This is a genomic window from Bifidobacterium sp. W8110 (genome assembly GCF_016101375.1).
In the GTDB taxonomy this organism is placed as follows: domain Bacteria; phylum Actinomycetota; class Actinomycetes; order Actinomycetales; family Bifidobacteriaceae; genus Bombiscardovia; species Bombiscardovia asteroides.
This window is the reverse complement of record NZ_JACFQO010000001.1, coordinates 297,166-321,281: the sequence shown is the minus strand read 5'-3', so window position 1 is coordinate 321,281 and position 24,116 is coordinate 297,166. Positions and strand designations below refer to the sequence as shown.

Annotated in this window: 18 protein-coding genes, 1 pseudogene and 1 CRISPR repeat array (1 of these 20 running past the window's edge); of the genes and pseudogenes, 2 read left to right on the top strand and 17 right to left on the bottom strand. The window is 61.0% G+C overall.

Annotated features, from left to right (window positions below):
• Window positions 1–41 precede the first annotated feature (41 nt).
• Both H3T88_RS08880 and H3T88_RS01255 read left to right on the top strand, forming a co-directional pair.
• Window positions 42–350 (top strand): annotated as a pseudogene (locus H3T88_RS08880) (DeoR family transcriptional regulator); the annotation flags it as partial.
• A 216-nt stretch (window positions 351–566) separates the two neighbouring features.
• Window positions 567–1,436, top strand: coding sequence for a substrate-binding domain-containing protein (locus H3T88_RS01255; protein WP_232347056.1), 870 nt, complete (start codon window positions 567–569; stop codon window positions 1,434–1,436).
• Window positions 1,437–1,599: 163 nt separating this feature from the next.
• Here the strand turns inward: H3T88_RS01255 and mtnN are convergent, their stop codons facing one another.
• The 17 genes from mtnN to H3T88_RS01170 form a co-directional block, all read right to left on the bottom strand.
• Entirely contained in the window at window positions 1,600–2,334 is a 735-nt protein-coding gene (gene mtnN, locus H3T88_RS01250; protein WP_198203281.1) for a 5'-methylthioadenosine/S-adenosylhomocysteine nucleosidase, read from the bottom strand.
• Between the two features lie 65 nt (window positions 2,335–2,399).
• The gene (locus H3T88_RS01245) at window positions 2,400–3,611 is read right to left on the bottom strand and encodes a 3-deoxy-7-phosphoheptulonate synthase (RefSeq protein ID WP_415873578.1); all 1,212 of its coding nucleotides are present in this window, start codon (window positions 3,609–3,611) and stop codon (window positions 2,400–2,402) included.
• Between the two features lie 5 nt (window positions 3,612–3,616).
• Window positions 3,617–4,762 carry a 3-deoxy-7-phosphoheptulonate synthase gene (locus H3T88_RS01240; RefSeq protein WP_198203279.1) on the bottom strand — a complete coding sequence of 382 codons (1,146 nt, stop codon included), beginning with the start codon at window positions 4,760–4,762 and terminating at the stop codon, window positions 3,617–3,619.
• A gap of 155 nt (window positions 4,763–4,917) precedes the next feature.
• Window positions 4,918–6,282, bottom strand: a complete 1,365-nt coding sequence (locus tag H3T88_RS01235; protein WP_198203278.1) for a C1 family peptidase — start codon at window positions 6,280–6,282, stop codon at window positions 4,918–4,920.
• 115 nt (window positions 6,283–6,397) lie between these two features.
• Window positions 6,398–7,414 (bottom strand): CPBP family intramembrane glutamic endopeptidase, encoded by a 1,017-nt coding sequence (locus H3T88_RS01230; RefSeq protein ID WP_198203277.1) that lies wholly within the window; start codon window positions 7,412–7,414, stop codon window positions 6,398–6,400.
• A 192-nt stretch (window positions 7,415–7,606) separates the two neighbouring features.
• Window positions 7,607–9,331: a cell division protein gene (locus H3T88_RS01225; protein ID WP_198203276.1), complete on the bottom strand. Its 1,725-nt coding sequence runs from the start codon at window positions 9,329–9,331 to the stop codon at window positions 7,607–7,609.
• Between the two features lie 144 nt (window positions 9,332–9,475).
• Window positions 9,476–10,195 carry a pyroglutamyl-peptidase I gene (locus H3T88_RS01220; protein WP_198203275.1) on the bottom strand — a complete coding sequence of 240 codons (720 nt, stop codon included), beginning with the start codon at window positions 10,193–10,195 and terminating at the stop codon, window positions 9,476–9,478.
• A gap of 22 nt (window positions 10,196–10,217) precedes the next feature.
• Window positions 10,218–11,009, bottom strand: a complete 792-nt coding sequence (locus tag H3T88_RS01215; protein ID WP_198203274.1) for an IspD/TarI family cytidylyltransferase — start codon at window positions 11,007–11,009, stop codon at window positions 10,218–10,220.
• Between the two features lie 121 nt (window positions 11,010–11,130).
• Entirely contained in the window at window positions 11,131–12,111 is a 981-nt protein-coding gene (locus H3T88_RS01210; protein ID WP_232347055.1) for a polyphenol oxidase family protein, read from the bottom strand.
• On the bottom strand, window positions 12,108–12,989 hold the full coding sequence (locus H3T88_RS01205) for an aldo/keto reductase (protein WP_198203273.1): 882 nt from the start codon (window positions 12,987–12,989) through the stop codon (window positions 12,108–12,110). The genes H3T88_RS01210 and H3T88_RS01205 overlap by 4 nt, the downstream gene beginning before the upstream one ends.
• Window positions 12,990–13,067: 78 nt before the next feature.
• On the bottom strand, window positions 13,068–15,332 hold the full coding sequence (locus H3T88_RS01200; RefSeq protein WP_198203272.1) for a DUF2207 family protein: 2,265 nt from the start codon (window positions 15,330–15,332) through the stop codon (window positions 13,068–13,070).
• Window positions 15,329–15,913 carry a LemA family protein gene (locus H3T88_RS01195; protein ID WP_110417652.1) on the bottom strand — a complete coding sequence of 195 codons (585 nt, stop codon included), beginning with the start codon at window positions 15,911–15,913 and terminating at the stop codon, window positions 15,329–15,331. The genes H3T88_RS01200 and H3T88_RS01195 overlap by 4 nt, the downstream gene beginning before the upstream one ends.
• 109 nt (window positions 15,914–16,022) lie before the next feature.
• Entirely contained in the window at window positions 16,023–18,803 is a 2,781-nt protein-coding gene (locus tag H3T88_RS01190) for a polyribonucleotide nucleotidyltransferase (RefSeq protein WP_198203271.1), read from the bottom strand.
• A gap of 250 nt (window positions 18,804–19,053) precedes the next feature.
• Complete coding sequence (gene rpsO, locus H3T88_RS01185) at window positions 19,054–19,323, bottom strand: 30S ribosomal protein S15 (RefSeq protein ID WP_015022424.1); 270 nt, start codon at window positions 19,321–19,323, stop codon at window positions 19,054–19,056.
• Between the two features lie 166 nt (window positions 19,324–19,489).
• The gene (locus H3T88_RS01180; protein ID WP_198203270.1) at window positions 19,490–20,206 is read right to left on the bottom strand and encodes a hypothetical protein; all 717 of its coding nucleotides are present in this window, start codon (window positions 20,204–20,206) and stop codon (window positions 19,490–19,492) included.
• 519 nt (window positions 20,207–20,725) lie between these two features.
• A complete protein-coding gene (locus H3T88_RS01175; RefSeq protein ID WP_232347054.1) occupies window positions 20,726–20,983 on the bottom strand; it encodes a hypothetical protein in 258 nt (85 codons plus the stop codon).
• A 281-nt stretch (window positions 20,984–21,264) separates the two neighbouring features.
• Window positions 21,265–21,549: a hypothetical protein gene (locus H3T88_RS01170; RefSeq protein ID WP_198203269.1), complete on the bottom strand. Its 285-nt coding sequence runs from the start codon at window positions 21,547–21,549 to the stop codon at window positions 21,265–21,267.
• A 637-nt stretch (window positions 21,550–22,186) separates the two neighbouring features.
• A CRISPR array of direct repeats spans window positions 22,187–24,116; the repeat unit is 28 nt; unit sequence GGATCATCCCCGCGGATGCGGGGAACAC (it continues 5,971 nt past the right edge of the window).

Sequence of the window (24,116 nt, the reverse complement as noted above, 5' to 3'; positions counted from 1 at the left end):
CACAACCCTGGTATACACTAGGAAAGTTAGAAAAGCTAGGGATGTTGGCCGTCGCGACTGCCCTCATCAGCATCAGAGTAAAGCATCGAGGCCAGAGCATGGATCAGAGAGAATCAGAGGCAGGAAGCAAAAGACAGGATCCGGCTGACGCGTCCTTCCCCAATCCCCCGGCAGCAGGATGGCTCCCAGCTCAGAGACGAGAGCTGATCCTCAACGCACTTCTCAGAGAGAGCGTAGTCAGAGTGCCCTACCTGGCACGGATGATGGGCACCACAGAAATAACCGTCCGAAGGGATTTGAACAATCTGGCCAGAGCTGGTCTCGTAAGACGTGTGCGCGGGGGTGCCCTGGCCGTCAAATCCTTGGATTTCCAAGGCCAATCTGCCGAATCGTTCACAGTCACTTCCTCCTACACCTCTGACCCTGCCTTGACTGATATACCAAAGCCATCAGTGAGAACGAATGTCACTTCGAAAAAGAAAGCCGGAAGAAAGGGCAATCCAGATCGAACCAGCAGCGCCAGAGGCACCAACGGCAAAACCAATGCCGGCGTGTCAAGCCTCGCCATGGATGAAGCTTCCAGTCGGGATAGGGCAACTGTCGTTCGTAGAAGCCGGATCGGGGTAGCTCTGCCCGAGCCCAGCTTCATCTGGCCCTCAGTGACCGATGCCATCAGACGTATGGCGGCCGAAAAATTCGGCCTGGAGATCGTTGCCAAGGAAACCTCCTATGAGACCTTTCCCGAGATAGATATTCTGGATGATCTGGCTACTGATCCACAGATGCTTGGACTGATCATGGCCCCCAGCATTGAACCGGATGTCGCACCGGAAACCTGGCAGTGGCTGACCGAGTGCCAACTGCCTGTAACCATTCTGGAACGCCATCCGCCACAGTGGCTGCCCGGATTCTTCGACTCGGTTCATACCGACCATCCAGCCGGAGTCCGCCGAGGACTGCAGCATTTCCGTCAGCATGGCCACCACCGGGTGGGACTGGCTCTGGGCAGCACCCCCACCGCAGGCGATATCGAGCTGGGCTGGCAGCTGATGATGAAAGAAGGAGGCGGGCTTGAACAGACCTTCCTGCTCAAGGACAAGCAGCCATATGCGGCCGAGGATGTCGAGCAGATCGTCCAGACGATTCTGGAGACACACACCACGGCTGTCCTGGTTCATCCAGACTACCTGTCCATCGCTCTGGTCCAGGCTCTGGAAAGAAGGGGGTGCCACATTCCCAACGATCTATCCATGATCACCATCGACGGCTACACCAAGCGCCTGACGGTCCTGCGATCCTCAGCCCAGGACCTGGCGACCGCCGCCCTACGCCTCCAAGTGCGGCGGATACAAGACCCGGACCAGCGCATCGAGCACCTCTACATAGAGCCGGAGCTCATTGACAGAGGATCGGTGGCCGATACGGCTGACGAGTAGGCAGCGTCTGCTCAGGGCCTGCATGGTACAACCGACCTCCGGCTGGTCCATGAACCGGTCAGGACCAGAGTGGCCGCAATAACAAGAGAAGGCCGTCAACCCAGGGTCAACAGCCTTCAACAGGCAAAAGACGCTCGAGCGGTGATCTCTTGCCGGTTAGCAATTAAAGCTCACGCACGATATCCAGGACCAGCCTGGCGGCCGTATCGGCATATTCGGAGATGTCGAACTCCCGGAAGACCTCATAGTCGGTGTCGGCATTGTCGCTCAGAGCGCGGATGACCAGGGCCGGCACCTTGTTGCGGGCAGCCACGTGGCAGACAGCCGCCCCTTCCATCTCGACCGCATCGGCCCCGGTCTGCTCCTTGACTTGGGCAATCTTCTCCGGGCTGTCCACAAAGTAATTACCCGTCGCAATGGTGCCGACGATGTGCTTGATCCCCATGGAGTCCAGAGTCCGGCTCGCCAGATCCAGCAGGTGAGGGTCCGAATGAAACTCCTCGGTGCCGGGGGCCGACTGAGCCACCAATCGCATATCCGTGTCCAGATAGCGCAGGGTACCTCCAAGGACCACATCGTTGATATGCAGGTCCTTGTTCAGGTTGCCGGCGATGCCGGAGAAGATGACGGCCCTGGGATGGAAGGCATCGATCAGATACTGTGTGGTGGCGGCGATGTTGACGGTGCCCATGCCGCCAACAGTGGCAGCCAGCCCAACCGGGCCGTGCGGCCCATCAAGAGTACCGGATATGACCTTTAATCCGGCATCGCCGGCATGGGAATCCTGATCCGCCTGCTTCAGGCCTTGGCCGATCAGGGCCACCTCCTCATCCATGGCACCTATGACGGCAACCGGTCCTTGATCTTGGCCCTCCAGGGAATCGCCTGTTTCACTCATGCCTGACTCCTTATCCATGACTTCACCAGCTGATGCGGCCCGACCAGCCTACTGCGGCTCGTAAGTCAACGAGCCGTGCGACGGCGACGGTCCACTGCCTCAGCCAGCTCCCCCAACAGATCCTGAGTATCAGGCCAGGAGATGCAGCGGTCAGTGATCGAACACCCGTAAACCAGTTGGTCCAGCGGGGCCGGCTTCTGATTGCCTCCACGTATGAAACTCTCCATCATCAGCCCGGTAAAGCCCTCCTCGCCGTCGCCTATCCGCTGGGCCAACTCATGGACAACCTGGATCTGGCGCCGCTCGTCCTTGCCGGAATTGCCGTGGGAGGCATCGATGATCAGTCCGTGGGCAGCCGCGCTGTCCTTGGGCATGCGCTGGCGCAGCACGGCAAGGGCCGCCCGCACCGAATCCTGATCGTAGTTGGGGCCGGACTTGGAGCCGCGAAGAACCAGATGGCAGTCGGGGTTGCCCATGGTCGCGACGGCTGCGGCCTGACCCTCGTGGTCTATTCCGAAGAAGGTGTGGCGCTGAGAGGCCGCATAGCAGGAGTCGATGGCCACATCCACGCTGCCATCCGTGGCGTTCTTGAAGCCGATGGGCATGGACATGCCGCTGGCCAGCTGGCGATGGACCTGGCTCTCCGTGTTCCGGGCACCGATGGCCCCCCAGCTGACCGCATCAGAAATGTACTGGGGCGATGTAGGTTCCAGAAATTCCGTGGCCGCCGGAAGCCCGGTCTCCAGCACACCCAGAAGAATCCGCCGTGCCAGGACCAGGCCCTTCTGGATGTTGTGGCTGCCATCCAGGTCGGGGTCGTTGATCAGACCCTTCCAACCTACCGTGGTCCGGGGCTTCTCAAAATAGACCCGCATGACGATCAACAGGCGATCCTTCAACCGCTCATTGACGGCCGACAGACGGCGAGCGTAGTCCAGTGCGGCATCGGGGTCGTGGATGGAGCAGGGGCCCACAATGACCAGCAACCGGTCGTCCCGCCCATGCAGACAGTCCACTATCTCCTGCCGGGAGCGGATGACCAGGTCCTTGGCCGATCCATCCAAGGGGTACCGGGTCAGCATCTGCGCGGGCGAAGGCAGGCGGTCAAGCTCAAAGACCCGCCTGTTGACGATCCGCCCTATGCCTACCTCGTCCTCCCACCTGGGCACATTCCCGGTCTGCAGGGGGTTGACACCGGCCGCAAGCGCCTTGTGCACCAGTTCAACCTCGTAGGCCTTGCTGGGTCGGGGCAGAGGCTCCTGCGGCTCATCCTTCATCCGACTCATGCCCTCATCCTTTCCCGACGGGATTGCACGGCATCCGCCAGAATCTGCAACAGATCCTCGGTCCTGTCCCAGGAGATGCAGGCATCAGTGACGGATTTGCCGAACACCAGCTGATCCAGTGGAGCCGGTTTCTGGTGACCGCCCTCAAGAAAGCTCTCCATCATGATGCCTGACAGGCCCTGCTCGCCCTTGGCGAGACGGTCTGCCAGGTCCTCGACCACCTGGGCCTCACGTACGGGGTCCTTGCCACAGTTGCCGTGGGCTGCATCCACGATCAGACCTCGGCAGGCACCAGGGCCCAACGGCGCCTGATGTATGGACTCCAGGGCGGATCGGACGGATTCCGGATCGTAGTTGGGACCATGGCTGGAACCGCGCAGAATTATGTGGCAGTCAGGGTTGCCCCTGGTCTCGGCAGCAATGACATGACCGTCAAGGTTGATGGATAGGAAGTGATGTTCGGATGCCGCAGCCAGGCAGGAATCGACCGCAGCTTCTATGCTGCCATCGGTCGAGTTCTTGAAGCCCATGGGCATGGACATGCCGCTGGCCAGCTCCCTGTGGACCTGGCTCTCCGTGTTCCGGGCACCGATGGCCCCCCAGCTGACCGCATCAGAAAGATACTGTGGGGTGATGGGATCCAGCCATTCTGTGGCCGCCGGAATCCCCTGACCCAGGACCTGCCAAAGCACCTGTCGGGCCAGGCGAATCCCCTTGCGAATGTTGAACGTCCCATCCAGGTCGGGGTCGTTGATCAGGCCCTTCCAACCGACCGTGGTCCGGGGTTTTTCGAAATAGACCCGCATGACAATCAGCAGACGATCCTTCAACCGCTCATTGACGGCCGACAGGCGACGGGCGTATTCCAGAGCAGCCTCCGGATCGTGGATGGAGCAGGGGCCGGTGATGACCAGGAGCCGGTCGTCCCGCCCATGCAAAACATCCCGGATGGCCTGACGAGAGTCCCGGACCAGATTCACCCGTTCCGGATCAAGGGGCCGCGAGCGCAGAAAGACCCTGGGAGCCGGGATTGGATCCAGCTGACGAATGTTGACATCCACTGTTTCGGGAAAGACGGCCGTATCGGCAAAATACTGCCGCTCCTCTTCCGGGATGATATCCGGTTCCTTGACGAATGCCACGGTCGCTCTCCTCTCTGTCGTACTTCGACAATCATGCCCGCATTTCTTATAACCGCCCACATCCGGGCCAATGTGGACAGTCCTTTCCCGCGACCCTTATAGACCACGGGAACGAACAGTTTGTTGGGTAAAAGTGGATGAATTAGTGCTGTTGCTCAGGCCAAGGCACCCATGGGATCCCAGGCGGGCAGCATGATGGCCTCCTGGTCAAAGGCCCGGCGATACTCCTCGGACAGCATGGACTTGGGTACAGCCACCTCGTAGACATACTGGCTGAACCATTCGTCGCTCATGGTGAAGTAGCCATTGTTGGCGATGTCCCCGCCCCAGGAGTTCTCTACCCGCCAGCGGTTGGTGGTCCGGCCGTCATCGGCCACGTCCACGCCAACGAATGCCATGGCGTGGTTCTGGGCCGAGTCGCCGAAGCGCACCCGCTGCTCCTTATCCATGTCGAAGTCCACCCCGTAGACCCGGCCATACTCAAACAGGTCAGTGGCCCACTGACCGGCCTTGCGGTCCATCATGGGATGGCAGTCGGCGCCGAACCATACCGGCAGGCCCTGTTCGCTCATCAGACGACGGGCGCAGTCCTTCATGACCTTCACCGGAACGTTCAGGTACTCGGTGGAATCGCCGCCAGCCACGTTGCCCAGGTGCTCGATGCCGATCTTGCGGCCCTTGGGGTGCTCGGGGCGCGGGTCGTCGACCAGGCAGACGTAGTCCTCAAGTCCGGCATTCACGTAGCGCTTCCAGAACTCCTGCGGGGTGATCCGCCCATCCCGGTGGAAGACGCCATCCTTGTCGGTCCACTCCCAGTCGAAGCTGGTGGGCGGGGTACCCAGATGAATGGTCAGCATACGGTGGCCGGCATCCAGGGTCCTATCGATGATCTCGTCAATCCCGTCCGGGTCGGCCACCATGTGAGCCGTGGCCTGATGGAGCAGACGACGCAGCTGAGTGTTCATCTGGCTGGTGTCCTGGGATGAGGCCGTCTCAGGATAGAACTGCTTGGGCACGGCGCCGTACTTCTTATAGATGTTCATGGCCATGATCCACTGGCCACCATCGCCCATGACATCGCCCATCAGGAAGCGCATGAGCTGGGAGTCGACAGGCTCACCGGCACGTACCAGAGCCGCTACGTCGCGCAGGAAGTAGTTGACGCGCTCAAGCTTGTCGTAGTACATGGCGTAGTTCTGGGACAGCTCGAAGTCACCCATGGGGTTGGCGGTGCTTTCGTCATCAATGTTCAGAGCCTTGCGGGCCACGAAGCGTGCCACGTTCAATGAGCTGAAGAGCCAGCAGCGGCCGGAATGCGCCTGCGATGTGACCGTGCCATTGTCGATGCTGACCGAAAATCGGTGCTGGAGCAGGCGGGAGCGATCATAGTTGTGGGCCACTTCGTCAATGCCTACCTGGGTGACGGCGTTCATGGCGGCGTGGTTGGCCTCGCGCTCATCGAAGGCGGTGCACAAGTCCTCCAAACGGGTCTGATCCAGTGGTGTCAGTGCTGATGTCATACGGTCTGTCCTTGTTTCCTTTCATGCGGATGTATCTGCATCCCTGCATCCAGCATAGCGGGAATCAGTCATCGGGGGTTCGTCTGGCGGAGGATGTGGACAACTGTGCCTGTCATCAAGCCAGAGAGAAGCGCTGGGCCGCATTGACCACAGCCAGGACCACCAGCACGGCCAACCCAAGGGAGATCCAGCCCTTATAGGTGCCGGAGGGTGAGCGATCGGCGCGCAGGTGGTCTGCCAGCTGTCCCCGAATCAGCCAGAGGACGACCAGCCCCCCAACCAGGCCCAGAAGGGTCATTGCCCGATTGATCATCATACCGGTGCGGGCCGGCACCGTCTGGGTCAACCACATCATGGCGTCAGCCAGGACCAGGTTGTTGAAGACATGCAGAGCCATGGACCAGAGGATGGAGTATTCCATGGCGATGAAACCCAGAACCAGACCCAGCAGGAAGGTGAACAGACTCTGGGTGATGTCCCCGTGCAGGCAGGCGAAGATGAAGGAGGAGGTGACGATGGCGAAGGTCCGTCCAAAGGGTCTGAGCCTGCCCATGACCACGCCGCGCAGCAGGAACTCCTCGACGACAGGGACCAGGATTGCCGTGTCCAGGGGCGACAGGAACCCATGCTGGCCCGCTGCGATCTGGGAGGTGGTGGAATGGTAGACCAACCCCAGTGTCTGGGATCCCTGGTTGACCACCCAGGTGAAGCCGGTCTCAATGCTGCTGGCCAGCATGATCAGTAGGATGGCCCCGATCAGCACGGCCGGGCCGGGATTGGTCTGAGCCTTGTACCGTACCGGGTTGGAGCCGCGGCCGAGCAGATCCTGGCCGCGGGTGCCAAAGAGAAAGACCAGCATGACCAGATCTCCCAGCAGATCGCCCAGCCCTGGCTGACGGGCAATGCCCAGGGCCGCGGCCACCGAGGGTAGATTCAGGACACCTGCGATCAGGTTGGCCACCACCAGGTACACCAGAGCGTAGAGGGATTGCAGGTCCACCCCACGACGCACCTGGGCGCTCCATGAACGTAAGGGCCCTGGAGATGGGCTCAATCCTCCCTGTCTGCCCGCATCCGCCTCGATTGGATCTGTGGCGCTCGAATCTGATGATGCGTGATGTGCTTGCCGCATGATGCCCTCCCAACCCTACGACCCCTGGCCTGCACCCCTTCACCATTGACTCTAGGCCTCAGCAAGGGCCCGGATTGAGATTGACGCCCATGCCTGTTTCAGCATATGTTCAGACGACTCCCGAACAAAACAGAGGCCGGGTCGCAGACCATGTCTGCGACCCGGCCCTGACGAATAATCGACGTTCGCCGATCAGTCCCGACCGGTCGGGGTCATGTCATCGTTGACGGGCGGAATGACCGTAGTCTCCTGGTCAGTGACCGCCTTCTCCTCCTGTCCGTCCTTGGCCTGGGCCGGCGCATCATCGGCCTGGCCGGATGCATCGGGCAGGACGCTCGGCGCCGGGGAGGGCAGGACTTGAGTCGGCATATTGGCTGAGGACCGGATAGTCGCAGCTTCGCTGGCCTCCTCTTCGGAATTGCTGGCGGAATCAGCTGCCACGTCATCAGTTGCCAGGTCATCGGCTGGTTGACTCGCCAGGACCGGATCGTCCGATGTCTTAGGGGCTTCTTCCTGGGGGTCGGCAAGGGAATGGCCGACGCTCTCATCCTCGCTTTCAGTCTTCGGGGCTGGAGTCGGCAGCGGATCAGCGGCAGGCACAGCATTGACCACGGGCACGCTGGGGGCCTGCCCCTCGTCCTGCTCATTGACCACACTCTCGTCGTGGAAGCCGTCGAAGTTGCCGAAGGACTTTGAGAAGATGTTCCGCAACTCATCGACCCGAGCGGTAATGGTGGCTTCCCGGTGCTGCAGCTTGGTGATGTGATCCCTGAGCCCGTCCAACTCAGCTTGGGCGGCCTTGCGTTGAGCCTCGACCTCGGCCTGTGCGCGCTGCTTGGCCTCTTCCAGCAGCTGGCTGGCCTTGCGCTCGGACTCCTCACGCTTGAATGAGGCGAACGAATCGGCATCCTTGCGGGTGGCCTTGGCCTGCTCAATGAGCTCCTGGGTCTCCTTCTCGGTCTTGACCCGCCGCTCCTCCAGGCTCTTGAGCAGTTCGCCCACCTTCTTGGTGGCATCCTCCTGCTGGGCTGCTATATCGGAGCGGACCTGCTCTGCCTCGGCGTTGACCTTGGCCATGGTCTCAGCACTGGTGACCTTGGACTCGTCCACAATCTGCTGGGCCTCAGACTTGGCCTTGTCAGTGATCTCCGAAGCCTGCCTGCGGGCGTCATTCAGGCTCTTGGAGACCTGCTCACGCACGTCGGCCAGCTTCTTGTTGGCCTCGGCCAGGGCCTTCTGAATCTGATCGTTGGCATCCTTCTTGAGCTTGGCGATCTCCTCGTCGCTCTTGCGCCGCTTGTCGGCAATCTCCTTGGCGGCCTTGGCCTTCTGCTCGGACAGCTCCTTGTCCTGAGTGGCCTTGCTGGTGGCCAGTCGCTTCTCATGCTCCTCGCGGGAGTTCTGCAGCTCCAGATCCAGGGCCTGACGACGTTCCGCCACGACCTTGTCGGCCGCGGACTTGCTCTGTTCGCTCTGCTGCTTGGCGGTGGTGGTGACGGTCCTGGCTTCGTCATTGGCGGCCTCGACGATGGACTTGGCCTTGGCGTTGGCCTCATCCACGATGTGCTTGGCTTCAAGCCGGGCCTCGTTGACCAGGGTTGTTGCCTTCTCCTGGGCGGAGGTCTTGGTTGATGCCGCATCCTGCTTGGCGCGGTTGAGCAGCTCGGTACTGGTCTGCTCGGCCGAGGCAAGCAGCTGCTGGGCGTTGGCTCCAAGGGAGGCGAAGGAGTTGCGCGGCTGCTCGACCTTGCGCGACTTGGCCTCCTGGAGTTCCGCCTCCAGCTTCAGAATGCGATCATCGTCGGCCTTGATCTGCTGACGCAACCGGGCCAGATTGCTCCGCGAGGCCGCCAGAGCCTGGTCGACCCGCTCCTTGTCATAGCCTCGCAGGACAACGGGAAACTGATCTTCGGCCATGGAAACACTCCTCTTCGCCACCAGGACATGCCGGCCCGTGACAAGGATGTCTTCGGTCCGGTGGATTTACCTCGACTCTACCCCATGACAGGCCGAAATTCGCCGTCTGACGAGCTGCCGACACATTGACCTTACATACGGGGCTCAGGCAATAAGAATAGGGCTGGAGGAGGGCCTGCGGTAGTAGCGAATGGTCTCATTGACCACCTCGCGCACAGCCTGTATCTGCTGATTCAGGGGCAGGCCACGCTCCTGTCCGCCGCTATCGTTGACCAGGGGGAGACTGACGAACCCGGCCAGGACATCCTTGTGTCCTGCAGCCCATGCCAGCAGATTGTAGAAGAGTGCGTTGCAGACATAGGTACCCGCGTCCGAGCTCAGCGTGGCGGGAATGCCGCAGGTGCCGAAGTCGTGCAGGATGGCCCTCAGCGGCAGACGGGTCCAGTAGGCGGCCGGACCCTGGGGATCGATGGGCTGGCGATTGATCTCGCGGGCAGCGTCCTGATACTCCTGCTCCCCTAAGTCGTCACGGTCGTCTGCGTCGTCCTCCTTGAGGTTGACGGCACAGCGCTCCATGGCGATGCCACGAGCCCGACGCTTGAGCCCTGTGGCGATGATGATATCGGGGTGCACCCGCTCTATGGCCTCATGCAGTATGGGCCAGGCCTTGGCGAAGCTGACAGGCATGGTGACGGCGGAAATAGCCAGGTCCACGCCCTCCAAGGGATCCTCCTCGGTGGGGCCGAGAGGGCGCATACCCTCCATACCATGCTCGGCCAGAGCCTGTGAGACCTGATAGGAGGGGTTGACGTCAACACCCTGGTAATGGTCGTATCCGGCGACGATGACCTTGATCTGCTCCATGTGCCCCATGGTACACAGGGCTTCACCCGGCCAGGGAGCCCGCTATCCATTCAGCCATGGGCACGTCCGAGGGCAGGGTGATCTTCATGTTGGTCACGCTGCCGGCCACGATGGCCACCGGCTCCTCAGGCATGTGGTCCACCACGACACGTGTGTCATCCGTGGGATGGAAGTCCGGATCCGCAGCGGCCAGATCGTAGGCCTTACGGAGGGTGCTGAAACGGAAGGCCTGCGGGGTCTGAGCCCTGAACATGTTGTCACGGTCGGGCACCTGGCGCACAACCTTGCGCTCGCCCAGGTCCCCGGCCATCAGCATGGTGTCGGTCGAGGCCACGGCCACGGTTGCGGCGTCGAATGTATCCAAGGCATCGATGCAGCCGTCGATTGACTCCTGGCTGACGAAGGGCCGCACCGCATCGTGGATGAGCAGCTTGGCATCCTGGGGAATCTCCGCATCAGCCAGGGTCTGCAGGGCCGCCTCGGTGCTGTCCATCCGCTCGACGCCGCCCTGGATGACCATGCGGACCTTGTCGTAGGTGTCAGCGCCCACGATGGCCTCGACAGACTCCCGAACCCGATCGTTGACCACGACCAGGATGTCCGTGACCCGGGCATTGGACTGGAAGGCGTCAATTGACCAGGTGATGATCGGTTTGCCGCCCACCTGCACCAGCTGCTTGGGGTTGCTCTCGTCGAACCGAACGCCCAGCCCGGCCGCCAGAATCACTGCCACCACCGGCTGAATCTGCTCCTCCGGCTCTGCGTTGACCTGACCGACCCCGGACGGGGCTGCTGATGCTCTGCTCTCACTCATAGACTCAACGGTACTCATACGGAAACAGAGAAAGGTGCGGACCCGGCGCTATCTGCACCGAACATCTGCACCCGAGACCTGCTCCGGCTGCCAGGAGCAGGCTGCAATCAATCTCACAACATCAGTCGTCGGCCAGGATAAGCGCCAGCATGCGCCCCTCCCCCGCCTTGCTGGCCAGCGAGGCCCGGCGGTGGGAGTACCAGAGCGGATTCTCCAGTGTGCACAGGGGGCGGCGCAGATCCTCAAGACACTTCGACAAGGAGGGACCCTCACTGTCCTGGCTGCACAGCTCTATCAGGTCCGGGTCCTGACGCAGGTAACTGGTGGCGGCACCGACCCGGGGGGCGGAGTCTACGATATTGGTCACTCCTGCCGCCTTCAGTTCCATCCTGGCAGCAGTGGCGATGTCGATGGCGATTCCGCCGAACCTGCATGGTCCGGATGCGCCAGGGAAACGCTTCTCGAAATCATCGGCCAGGTCCGAGCCCACCTGATAGCAATCCTCGCAGATCCGAGGTCCCAGGGTTGCCACGATCCTGGATGGGTCAGCACCCTTGTCGGCCATGGCCTGGACTGTTGACGGAATGACGCCGGCCACCAGACCACGACGGCCGCAGTGGGCCGCCCCCATCACGCCGGCCTGAGGGTCGGCCAGAAGCACAGGAAGGCAATCAGCGGCGAAGATGCCCAAAGCCAAGTCACGACGGGTGGTCACCTGGGCATCGGCCTCGCAACGCCCCTGGGGCTGACCCTGGTCGGCATCCCAGACCCGGGCTGAGTGAACCTGGTCCACCAGGGCTATGGGACGGTCCAGCTGGTGGCCCAGGGCCTTACGGTTGGCGGCAACCGCCTGCGGATCATCGCCACCCTTGCCGCCTAGATTCAGCTGGGCGTAATCGCCTGAGGAGACCCCGCCCAGTCTGGTGGTGTAGACCACCTTGATCCCTGGCGCCAAGGCTATGGGAATGGTGACGGGGATTGGACGACCTTGATCATCCAGCGCCGATAGGGGGCTGCTGTCCAACAGGGTCCGTTCCCGATTCCAAGCTTCACCCTGAACGCTCTGCGAGTCCTGCTCGCTTGACTGAGTCTCGAGACTCATGCAGCCGCCGCCTGGTTCAGACGCTTCAACTCCTCCTCGCTCAGCTCCATATCGGCCGCCTGCAGGGAGTCCAGAATGGTGGCCGCCCTGTGAGCCCCGGGAACCACGAAGACGTTGCGGTTCTGGGACAGCTCCCAGGCCAGGACCACGCGCTGGTGGGAGACGCCGTGCTCCTGGGCCACATGCCGGAAGGCATCATAACGAGTTTCATCCTTGGGCGCTCGGAAGCCTCCCAGGGGGCTCCAGCAGACAAAGGCCAGATCCAATTCGGCTGCATGGTCCAACTCCTGGCGGGAGCTGGTGAAGGTGGGCGAGAACTGGTTCTGCACGGCTACGAGGTCATTGCCCAGAATCCTGCGAGCCAGGTCCATCCGGTCAATGTCTACGTTGGAGACGCCCAGTGTCCGGGCCACGCCCTGCTTGACCAGCTCGGCCATGGCCTCCAGGGACTCCTGATAGGGCACCTGGGGATCGGGCCGGTGCAGGTAGAGCAGGTCGATGGTGTCCACGCCCAAGGCCTGAGCAGACTCCTTGGCGTGCCGGATCAGGCTCTCCGGTCGACCGTCCACAGCCCAGGTTGGCCGACCATCGGTGAAGTTGCGGTAGTGTCCCACCTTGGTGGCCACCAGCACATCCTGACGGGGTCCCTTCCAGGATTCCAAAGCCTGGCGAACCAGTCGTTCATTGGTCTGCTCAGGGCCGCCCGATTCGTAGTATGACCAGGCGGTATCCAGATGCCGGCAGCCGGCATCCAGGGCCTGATGGATGATGTCGATGGCCGTTGCCTGGTCCGGCTTGCCCTCAATGGACAATCCCATGCAACCCAGTCCGACCGCTGTCGTAGTAAAGGGCCCCAAGGCCCGCATCGACAATGCCATGCATGTACTCCCGTCTTGTAGATTGAGGCCGGCTTCGACGCCGCCGGCTTCCCATCGAGCTTAGCTGACGGCCCGGTCTCAGCGGCCGCCGAAGGAACCACCACCGGACCCACCACCGGAACCGCCGAAAGAACCACCACCGTCGCCAAACCCACCAACAGCACTGCCAGAGCTGTCGCCGCTGGCCATGCCAATCAGGCCGCCGATCTGGTCGAGTCCCTGGGTCAATTGAGTACCCAGATCAATCACGCCACCCTGGCCGAGCGCTGAATTGGCAGCCAATGCTTCAGGGCCGCCCAGGGAGGAAGCCGCCGTAACATTCTGGCTGTAGGGCAGGAAGGTCCAGTAGAGCAGGCTGCCGCGCGCATTGTCATTCAGCCACTCGGAGTCGGTCAGTTCAGGGCTGGCCTGTGCCAGCTGAGTGACAACCCGGTCGCTTATGCCGAAGGCCGCAGCGTAAACCAGGTAACGATCCCAGAGCACCAGATCCTCCACGCCCCGGTGGCTAAAATCGCTGAAGTCCAGCAGGTAGCGACGAAGCCCCGACACCTGGCCGGCCATGGGCTGCCCATTCCTGCTCAGCACCTGCGAACAGCCATAGCGCATGGAGAATGCTGCCACAGCCACCAGAAGCACGGCCAAGGGCGCACGTACCAGTACGGTGCCCGGCAGGAATCCGGCCAACAGAATGAAGGCAGCCAAGAGTACGGCCAGGAAGGCCAAGACCCCCAGACCATGACGATAGGCGAGCAGGTCGGCATCGTTGGTCTCATACTTGATGGCCTTGTCGAAAGCCTCCATGTAGACCTTGCCAGGACCGGCTTCAGTGCTGGAGAAGAGAGCAACCATCTCATACAGGTCGAAGCGTTTATCCTCGGCACCCATGATATCGGAGGCACCTTCCAGCATGGTCAGGCAGGCTTCCTCACTGTAGGACAGGGCCAGGGATGCTCGATCCTGACTGCAGACCGGATTGATGACCACCTCCATGGACTGCTGTTTGCCCTTGAGCAGTGAGCGCATCACCTTGGTCACGGGTCCTTCGCCGGAATTCGTCCGGTCCTTATACTTGACGGGAATCAGAGCGATGGCCCGTTTGGAGGCCAGGGAGAGGATGGTTGCTGACAATTGCCTGCCAGTGGGGGTTTCTCGGGTCAGCATCACATCGTTAATAACGGCGGCCACTGCGGGCGACAGATCCGGAGGCTGCCGGTAGTAAATGATATCGCCTCGGTACTGGGAGTCTCTATAATTGTGGAAAGCCTGCCAGAGCATGACCGCAATCAGCGCGATAGCAGCCAAGAGTGCCAAGACGCCCGTCAAGAGTCCGATTCGCGCCCGTCTGGTCTGCTCGGTATGCCAGCGCTCATACTGCTGGCGCTCCTGCTGAACGATGCGGTCACGTGCCGGCTGGGAGTCGGTCCTGACCACCGAGGAAATCCTCCCCGCATCGAAGAGCACCACCAAATCCAGATGCTGGCCTGGCTCGATGCGGTCTGCGGAGAATCGGACACGGCTGTCATCCACCACCTCGTAGGAACCCCTGCCAGCGAAGTGCAGCCAAGCCTTGGCGTCCTTGTCCTTCTCCGTTCCTATCTGCTTGGGCAGCTTGACATTGGCGCTCACATGCTCAACGGGAATCTGGTTGGTGTCGCCCACGGGCTCCCATTGGAATTCGGCCACATCAGAATGGGCAGTGGTGACCCCGTGGAAGGTCATGTCGATGCGGAAGCGCCGACCTGAATCCTTGGCAGTCTGTGGAATGTTCCAGCCCAGCTCCACCTGGCACTGGTTTCCTTGATCGCCGCAGGCAGAACCCTGACCCGCATCGCCCGGATTGTAGGATTCCAGCCCCGCATCCGAGACGGTGCCCATATACCAGGTGCCAGCCATGGTCTTGTCCCAATCGGGAACTTGATCGAGGTTATCAGGATCCTTCGGCGGGTCAGCCTGCCTATATGTGGAGCCATTAGTCAGGTCAGTCACGCTTACGTCGCTTATGCCGGTCAGGCGGTCAGGCTTGATCTGATAGCGCTGGTAGAGCTCCCGCCAAGGGCGTTCGTCGCCGTTGTCATCCTCGCGGGAATTCATGGTGACGGTCAGGGTCTGACTGATACGCAAATCGCCATTATCCAGGACCTGGACATCGTAATCGACTGAATCGTACACCAGGTCGGGCCGATTCCTATTGAAGACCAGCAGGGCGGTGACTAAGCACGTCACCAAGCCTGCCACCAGGGCCAGCGCCAGGGCTCGGAAGAAACGGGAGGTGCTCCAGGAGGGATGACCCGAGGAGGGATGTTTCGAGCCCGCCTTCCCGGAGGAGGCCGCTGGGGCGTTCACTGTCCGAAGTCCACAACGGGCGCCTGGCGGCTGCCCTCGTCGGCCTGGAAGTACTGGGCCTGACGGAAGTGGAAGAGGGATGCGATGATGTTTGAGGGGACCGTCTCGATGCGGGTGTTGAACTTCTGGACCACATCATTGTAGAACTGCCTGGCGTAGGCGATCTTGTCCTCCAGGTCCTTGAGCTGGCGCTGCAAGTCCAGGAAGTTCTGGTTGGCCTTGAGCTCAGGGTAGGCCTCCGCCCGAGCCATCAGGGTGACCAGGGATCGACCCAGCCGCTGCTCGGCATCGGCACGGGCCTGCATCTGGTCCCCGCCAGCCGTCTGGGCCTGAGCCACGTCGGCGCGGGCCTTGGTCACCTCCTCCAGGACGGTGGACTCGTGTGAAGCGTAGCCCTTGACCGTCTGGACCAGATTGGGCACCAGGTCGGCACGCTGCTTGAGCTGGACGTCAATCTGGGCCCAGCCATTGGCCACCCGGTTGCGCAGATTGACCAAACCGTTGTAAGCCCCGATGCCCCAAATGACCAGCAACACGACCAGCAGGACAATGACAATAAGCACGATCAGTGATACGGACATGTCCCCAATTCTCTCACGGAAGGGTCTGCAGACAAAACAGGACCCCGCCCATTAGAACGGGGTCCTGTCGGAAGACACCGAATCAATCAACATCCGGCATCAGCGGGAATCAGTCCTCACTGTCGAAGGGGTCGAAGTCCCTGCGCACGCGACGACGGGGACGCTCGGAACGCTCCTCCCGGTCGGCCCGGTACTCGTCGTAGTGCTCGTCGGCCGCATAGCGCGGGTTCTCCCTGCGACCACGATAGCCGCCACGTCCGGAGGAGCGACGCTCATGACGGCCACCACGATCACCGCGGTCATCACGCTCGGCACGGCTGCCACGGCCGCGACGCTCGCCACGGCCCCGGCCGCCACGATCCTCGTCATCATCGCGGGAGACCCGACGACGGTCACGACGGGAGCCACGGTCCTCGTCCTCGAACCAGTCTCCGCCATCCTCATAGTCACGGTCGCGGCTCTGACGACGGTGCCGGGGACGATTCTCCTGGTCCTCATCGTCGTAGTAGCGATCCTCATGCTCTGAACGAGAGCGGCGCGGAGCCTCATACCGATCCTCACGGTCGGAGGAACGGCTGCGGCGATCACGATGATCACGGTCGCCACGACCACTGCGCTCACGACGATCACCGCCACGGTCACGACGGTCTGTGCGGCCACCGCGATCACGGCCTCCTGCGGACTCCTGGTCCTCGAAGCCGGGAATGGCCAGGGAGATCTTGCCACGGTCGTCCACACCCTGGACGATGACCTCGACGGTGTCGCCCTCCTTGAGGACGTCCTCCACGGAGTCGATGCGCTCGCCGTTGGCCAGGTTGCGGATCTGCGAGATGTGCAGCAGTCCGTCGGTGCCCGGTGTCAGGTTGACGAAAGCGCCGAAGCTGGTGATCTTGACCACCTTGCCGTTGAAGGTCTCCCCCGCCTCGGGCACGTGCGGGTTGGCGATCTGGTCGATGACCTCCTTGGCCTTGGCTGCAGCCTCGCCGCCCTCGGAGGCGATGTAGACCGTGCCGTCGTCCTCGATGGAGACGTCGGCACCGGTGTCCTCCTGGATTTGGTTGATCATCTTGCCCTTGGGGCCGATGACCTCGCCGATCTTGTCGACCGGAACCTGGGTGGTGATGATGCGTGGCGCATAGGGGCTCATCTCGGCAGGCCCGTCGATGCACTCGTTGATCACGTCCAGGATGGTGGCCCGTGCTTCCTTGGCCTGCTGCAGGGCGGCTGCCAGGATGTCGGCGGGGATGCCGTCCAGCTTGGTGTCCAGCTGCAGGGAAGTGATGAACTCGGATGTGCCAGCGACCTTGAAGTCCATGTCACCGAAGGCATCCTCGGCACCCAAAATATCAGTCAGGGTCTTGTAGGTGGGCCGACCGTCGACCTCACCCGTGACCAGGCCCATGGCGATGCCCGCTACAGGGGCTTTCAGGGGCACGCCGGCAGCCAGCAGGGACAGGGTGGAGGCGCAGACGGAGCCCATGGAGGTGGACCCGTTGGAGCCGATGGCCTCGGAGACCTGACGGATGGCGTAGGGGAACTCCTCGCGGCTGGGCAGCACCGGGATCAGAGCGCGCTCGGCCAGGTTGCCATGGCCCACTTCGCGACGCTTGGGCGAACCCACGCGGCCGGTCTCGCCGGTCGAATAGGGGGGCATCTCGTAGTTGTGCATGTAGCGCTTGGTTGTGGGGCCGGACAGGGCGTCGATGGTCTGCTCCATCTTCAGCATGTTCAGGGTGGTGACGCCCAGCACCTGGGTCTCGCCGCGCTGGAAGAGAGCGGAGCCATGCACGCGGGGCACCACGTCCACCTCGGCGGACAGGGTGCGGATGTCGCGCAGGCCACGACCGTCGATGCGGTAGTCCTGGGTCAGGATGCGGCGGCGGACGATCTGGCGCTGAAGCTCCTTGAAGGCGTTGCCCAGCTCCTTGTCCTTCTCGGTCTCGTCCATGTCGGTGAACTCGTCGGACAGAGCCTCGCGGACCTTCTCCTTGATCTCGTGGATGCGATCCTGACGGGGCAGCTTCTCCGCGATGGACAGGGCCTGGTCCAGGTCGGCATGAGCCACCTGGTCGATGCGCTCATAGAGCTCGTCGGTGTACTCGGGGAAGAGCTGGAAGTCCTTGGTGGGCTTGGCGGCCTTGGCCTTGAGCTCGCTCTGGGCCTCGCACAGAACCTTGATGAAGGGCTTGGCGGCCTCAAGACCCTGGGCGACAACCTCTTCATCGGGCTTGATCTGGCCCTCGTCATAGATCAAGCTCCAGGCGTTCTTTCCGGCACCTGCCTCAATCATGGCGATGGCGACGTCCCCGCCCTCGACCACACGACCGGCCACAACCAGCTCGAAGACGGCGCGCTCGCGCTCGCTCCAACGGGGGAAGGCCACCCACTGGCCATCAATCAGGGCCAGACGCAGACCCGAGACCGGGCCCTCGAAGGGCAGACCTGAAATCAGGGTGGAAGCGGAGGCCGCGTTCAGGGCCAGTACGTCGTAGGCATCCTCGGGGTTTACTGCCAGGATGGTCTCCACAACCTGGACCTCGTTGCGCAGGGTGTGCGGGAAGAGGGGACGCAGGGGACGGTCAATCAACCGGCAGGCCAGGATGGCCTCGTTGGAGGGCCGACCCTCGCGACGGAAGAAGGAGCCAGGAATCTTACCTGCGGCATACATCTTCTCTTCCACATCGACGGTCAGCGGGAAGAAGTCGTAGTTCTCCTTGGGGCTGGATCCAGCGGTGGTGGTGGACAGCACCATGGAATCGTCATCAAGATAGGCGGCTACTGCCCCATCCGCCTGCTGGGCGAGACGACCCGTCTCGAAGCGCACAGTGCGCTTGCCATATGATCCGTTATCGATCGTGGCTTCTACAGCCGTGATTTCGGGACCCTCCATAGGGTTCCTCCTTTTGTTTACTGCTTGTTTACTACCTGATGTCAGGATGCTCGGCATCAATTGGCTGCCGGAGATCCTGCTACTTCGGTCTGGTCCTGCCGAACCCCATGTCCGGTTATCTTCATTCCTTGCGGACCAGCCTTGCATTTGAATTCGGCACCATCTTCTGCAACCCCATCCCGGGGTCGACGGTACCTGGTTCAGTCATGCAAAAGCGCCCGAGCGCTAGGCCCGGGCGAAAGCATGCATATCAGTGGCGCAGTCCAAGACGCTCCACCAGGGAACGGTAGCGGTTGATGTCCACCTTCTTGAGGTAATCCAGCAACCGGCGACGATGGCCGACCATGAGCAGCAGACCGCGACGCGAATGATGGTCGTGCTGGTGCTGCTTGAGGTGCTCGGTCAGGTCGGTAATGCGCTTGCTCAGCAGAGCCACCTGGACCTCGGGGGAACCAGTGTCGCCCTCGTGGGTCGCGTATTCCTTGACGATTGCCTGCTTCTGCTCACTCGTAAGAGCCACGGCTCCTCCTCTTGCATTCTTCCGTTACGCGGTGCACCAGCCCTATGCTGAAGCGCTCTCGATCCGCGGGCGAAACACGCCAAAAGTCCATTATACACAGCGATGGGACCGGATGCGGGAATGGGAGGAGGAACAGATCTATCCTCCGACATGCTTGTCGATGCGGTCATGCCGCGGTGATCAGGCCTCCGAAGAGGACGATGGCGATGGCCGCCAGCTCGATGATGAAGAATAGGGAGAGGGCTGACCAGCTGTGGGTCAGCGTGTTCCAGGGGGAATCCTTGCGTACACAGACCAGGATGGCCACGAAGACGACCGCAAAGACCGCCACGCCCAGGCCGGCGGCGATGATGCCCAGGTTGGCCGCGTTGGCCAGGATGGCCTGATGCTGGTAGACGACGAAGGTGCTGTACCAGAAGTTCATCTTGAGCAGGCAGAGGCCGGCGATCAGCTGCTCGGCGGCCAGGCCCAGCACGAAGACCACCCGCCAGAACCAGGAGGACGACTCGATGATGGACATGCCTATGCCCATAAAGGTCAGCACGGTCACCGTCCAGGCTATCAGGGCTATGCCTCGCGGATCCAGGACCGAAGCATAGTGGAGCACGCCCTGGGTATGGTTGATGGCCAGCGAGCGCCCGTACCCATAAGGAATGACGATGGCCAGGAGGACCGCCAGCGCGAAGACAACCCAGCGGACCGGGCGGGCACGTCGCTGCTCGATCTCAGCCAACGAGTATTCAGAATCCGGAATAGTCGCCTCAGGATGGGCCGAAACCTTGTTCACCGCAGTCGCTTCATCCGCGTGCGATGGTACGGCTGCGGAACCAGCTGAATCGCTTCCGCCGGATTCCGCACCATCCGCATCGTCGAATTGCTCCATCGGCGACCACACCTCCAAGTCCGCTGCTCGTGGACACATCGCCTACAAGCTTATACCGGGCGGCACACCCGCGCCCAGGAGCGAGAAGCACAATTCGCAAAATACTCGGCATCCAGGTGGTAGCGGATAAATAGAACCATACTGCAAGCGATATAGTCCATCCCCGCAGACGGGGGGGGGGGGGGGACACCTGATCTCTGCGACCGAAAATGCTGCAGACCCAGAATCATCCAGCAGGTATCCGAGGAGTACCCGGGCTGTGTCTTCTGACCAGTCGATCATACGCATCTTAAAACCATGACAATCCGTGTTCAAACACCCTGCCAGTCATCTGCAAAGCGGTAATGGATGCCTTGAAATGCAGACAGAACCTTCAATAGGGCACACTGATGCGATTACCACGGCCGGAGGAGAATCAAACACTCATGTTTGAGCTATGAAGCGGTCATGGATTCACCCCGGCGCCCCTACAGCGATTCCTTTACTGACTGAAACAGCTTATGGGAGCCCGGGGATGCATCAATCGAACTGCCTTATGCCAATGACATCACGGAAAGTCACATACTCGTCACCGGGACCGCAGCCTGTACCATAGTTCGTACCGTAGTATACGCGATCCGACTGGATCATCCGCCTGTCCTCATCATCCAGCGAATCCCAGACCCGGCGCTCGATTTCGTCCATTTTCTCGGTGATGGGATGCCTTGATGCATAACCGTCGATCAGATCCTGGGGAATATTGTCATGAGTGGTACAGGCCTTATCCTTGGATGCCATTTTTCTCATGAACTTTTCATCCAGAGCCATTCGTCTTCTCCCATCTTTGCGAACTTATAGGGCATCCATCGGATGTCCTATAGAATAATCCCAGCGGATGCGGGGAGCACACAGCATTCTCGTTCTTGGCCGAGCAAACGGCCGAATCATCCCCAGAGAATCAAACACTCATCGTCAAACCATACCCATGTTCGAGCCATAAAGTTGTTATGACTTCTCTCCGGCGCTCCTACAGCAATCCCTTTACTGATTGAAACAGCATATGCGAACCCGGGGATGCATCAATCGAACTGCCTGATGCCGAGGACATCGTAGAAACTCACCTTGGTATCGCCGCCGAAACCAGCTCCATAGTTTGTCCCATAGTATGTACGATCCGACTGGATCATCCGCCTGTCCTCATCATCCAGCGAATCCCAGACCCTGCGCTCTACATCATCCATGTCGTCAGTAATAGGATGCTCTGATGCATAGTCATCGATCCTCTTCTGGGGAATATGGTCATAAGTGGTACAGGCCTTTTCCTTGGATGCCATTTTTCTCATGAAATTCTCATCCGTAGCCATTCATCTCCTCTCATCTTTGTGAATCTACAGGGCATCCATCCGATGTCTTGCAGAATCATTCCCGCGGATGCTGAGAGCACGTTCCTACTGCCACGCCAGCCACACCGCCAATGGGATTATCCCCGCGAATGCGGGGAGCACACGGTATTCTCGTTCTTGATCGAATAGACGGCCGGATCATCCTCAGAGAATCAAACGCTCAAGTTTAAATCATACTCATGTTCAAACCACAATGTTGTTATGGATTCTCCGCCGACGCTCCTATAGCGATTCTTTTGCTGATTGAAACAGCATGTGGGAGCACGTGAATGAACCAGTCGAATCGCATTATGCCGATAACGTCGTAGAAACCCACCTCTGTTTCGCCGCCGCAGCCTGTACCGTAGTATACGCAATCCGATTGGATCATTCTCTTGTCCGCATCATCCAGCGAATTCCAGACCAGGAGCTTAGTTTCACCCATTTTCTCGATTATGCGTGTCTCGGCGGATAGCCGTCAATCAGATCCTCAGGAATGCTGTCATGACGGGTGCAGGCACAATCCCTGGATGCCATTTCGCTTATTAAAGCCTTATGCATTTTCTGGTCGTCTCCTCTCATAATGGTGAACCTGAAGGCATCCATTAGATGTCCTTTAGGGTCATCCCCGCGAATGCGGAGAACACTACCTACCAGTTGTCACGCAATCCGGTGATCGGGGATCATCCCTGCGGATGCGGGGAACACCGCCGGTCCTTGACCCACCGCAGGGTCCTGTCGGGATCATCCCCGCGGATGCGGGGAACACTTTTGAGGGAATCCGTAACTGTTGCAAACATTAGGATCATCCCCGCGGATGCGGGGAACACAGTTTCCCGCGTTTCAGCCACATGTCCACCCTGGGATCATCCCCGCGGATGCGGGGAACACAGTTGGCTAGATGGATCAGCTTATCCTCATAGCGGATCATCCCCGCGGATGCGGGGAACACTAGCGCAATATAGCAAAACAGGGCATCGTATCGGATCATCCCCGCGGATGCGGGGAACACTTGTTGGCTCATTCCACTGCTTGTCGTAAGTCAGGATCATCCCCGCGGATGCGGGGAACACCTTGATCATGCCCTGGGGCCGCGTGGAACACATGCATCATCCCCGCGGATGCGGGGGGAACACCTGCCTACCTTGATGGCTGGGATACGGCCAGAGGGATCATCCCCGCGGATGCGGGGAACACCCTTTCGTGGACGTGCCGGACCTTGAGGCCGAGGGATCATCCCCGCGGATGCGGGGAACACCCACCGGCACCTACTTTTACGACACCGTGGTGCGGATCATCCCCGCGGATGCGGGGAACACGCCCGCATGTAGATCCTATTTTTGTCGTATCGGGGATCATCCCCGCGGATGCGGGGAACACTTTGGGAGGGTATTCGAGGTTGTTCTTCCATCTGGATCATCCCCGCGGATGCGGGGAACACGGCGACATCCTGATCCGCATCCCCTCGACAGCCGGATAATCCCCGCGGATGCGGGGAACACCGTCACCTTGGAGATATGGCACTCGTGGTGAAGGGATCATCCCCGCGGATGCGGGGAACACGTCCGGCCGGGTAGGGGCCGCCGGCGAACATGGGGATCATCCCCGCGGATGCGGGGAACACCTGAGTAGTGTCGAACTTTTGAGTCTCCAGGAAGGATCATCCCCGCGGATGCGGGGAACACCAGGGGGCGCTCCTGGGCACCCTGCCCGAGTGGGGATCATCCCCGCGGATGCGGGGAACACCTGAGAGCGAGATACTGGTAGGCAAATATCCGGGGATCATCCCCGCGGATGCGGGGAACACGGGATGCCGGCTTTGGCGTTCGAATCCCAGTTGGGATCATCCCCGCGGATGCGGGGAACACTTTACGCAAAGACAATCTATAAAGCAAGCAACAGGATCATCCCCGCGGATGCGGGGAACACCCGCCCATGTCCGCGCTCGCGGCATTATGCTCAGGATCATCCCCGCGGATGCGGGGAACACATCATGCTCATCCCCGCCAAGGTGCTGGAAGCAGGATCATCCCCGCGGATGCGGGGAACACCTGGGTGTACTCGCTGGCCTGCCGGACCACGGAGGATCATCCCCGCGGATGCGGGGAACACTCTCGCAAGGCGTAATGCGCGGCGATCTTGTGAGGATCATCCCCGCGGATGCGGGGAACACCTGTGGCCCCACAATGTCCCCGGCATCGGTCCAGGATCATCCCCGCGGATGCGGGGAACACCATATCATGCTGGACGTGTGGCAGAGTTTTCAAGGATCATCCCCGCGGATGCGGGGAACACAGCTGGTGCTGACCGGCGACCAGCAGCGGGCGCGGATCATCCCCGCGGATGCGGGGAACACACAGCGATTGGCACAGGCCGATAGTAGACCCTAGGATCATCCCCGCGGATGCGGGGAACACCGTTGGTGTATGCGTCTGCCGGGTGCTGGTGTAGGATCATCCCCGCGGATGCGGGGAACACATACCAGAGATTTAGCAGCTGATTATCAGCGTGGGATCATCCCCGCGGATGCGGGGAACACCACAGGCTCG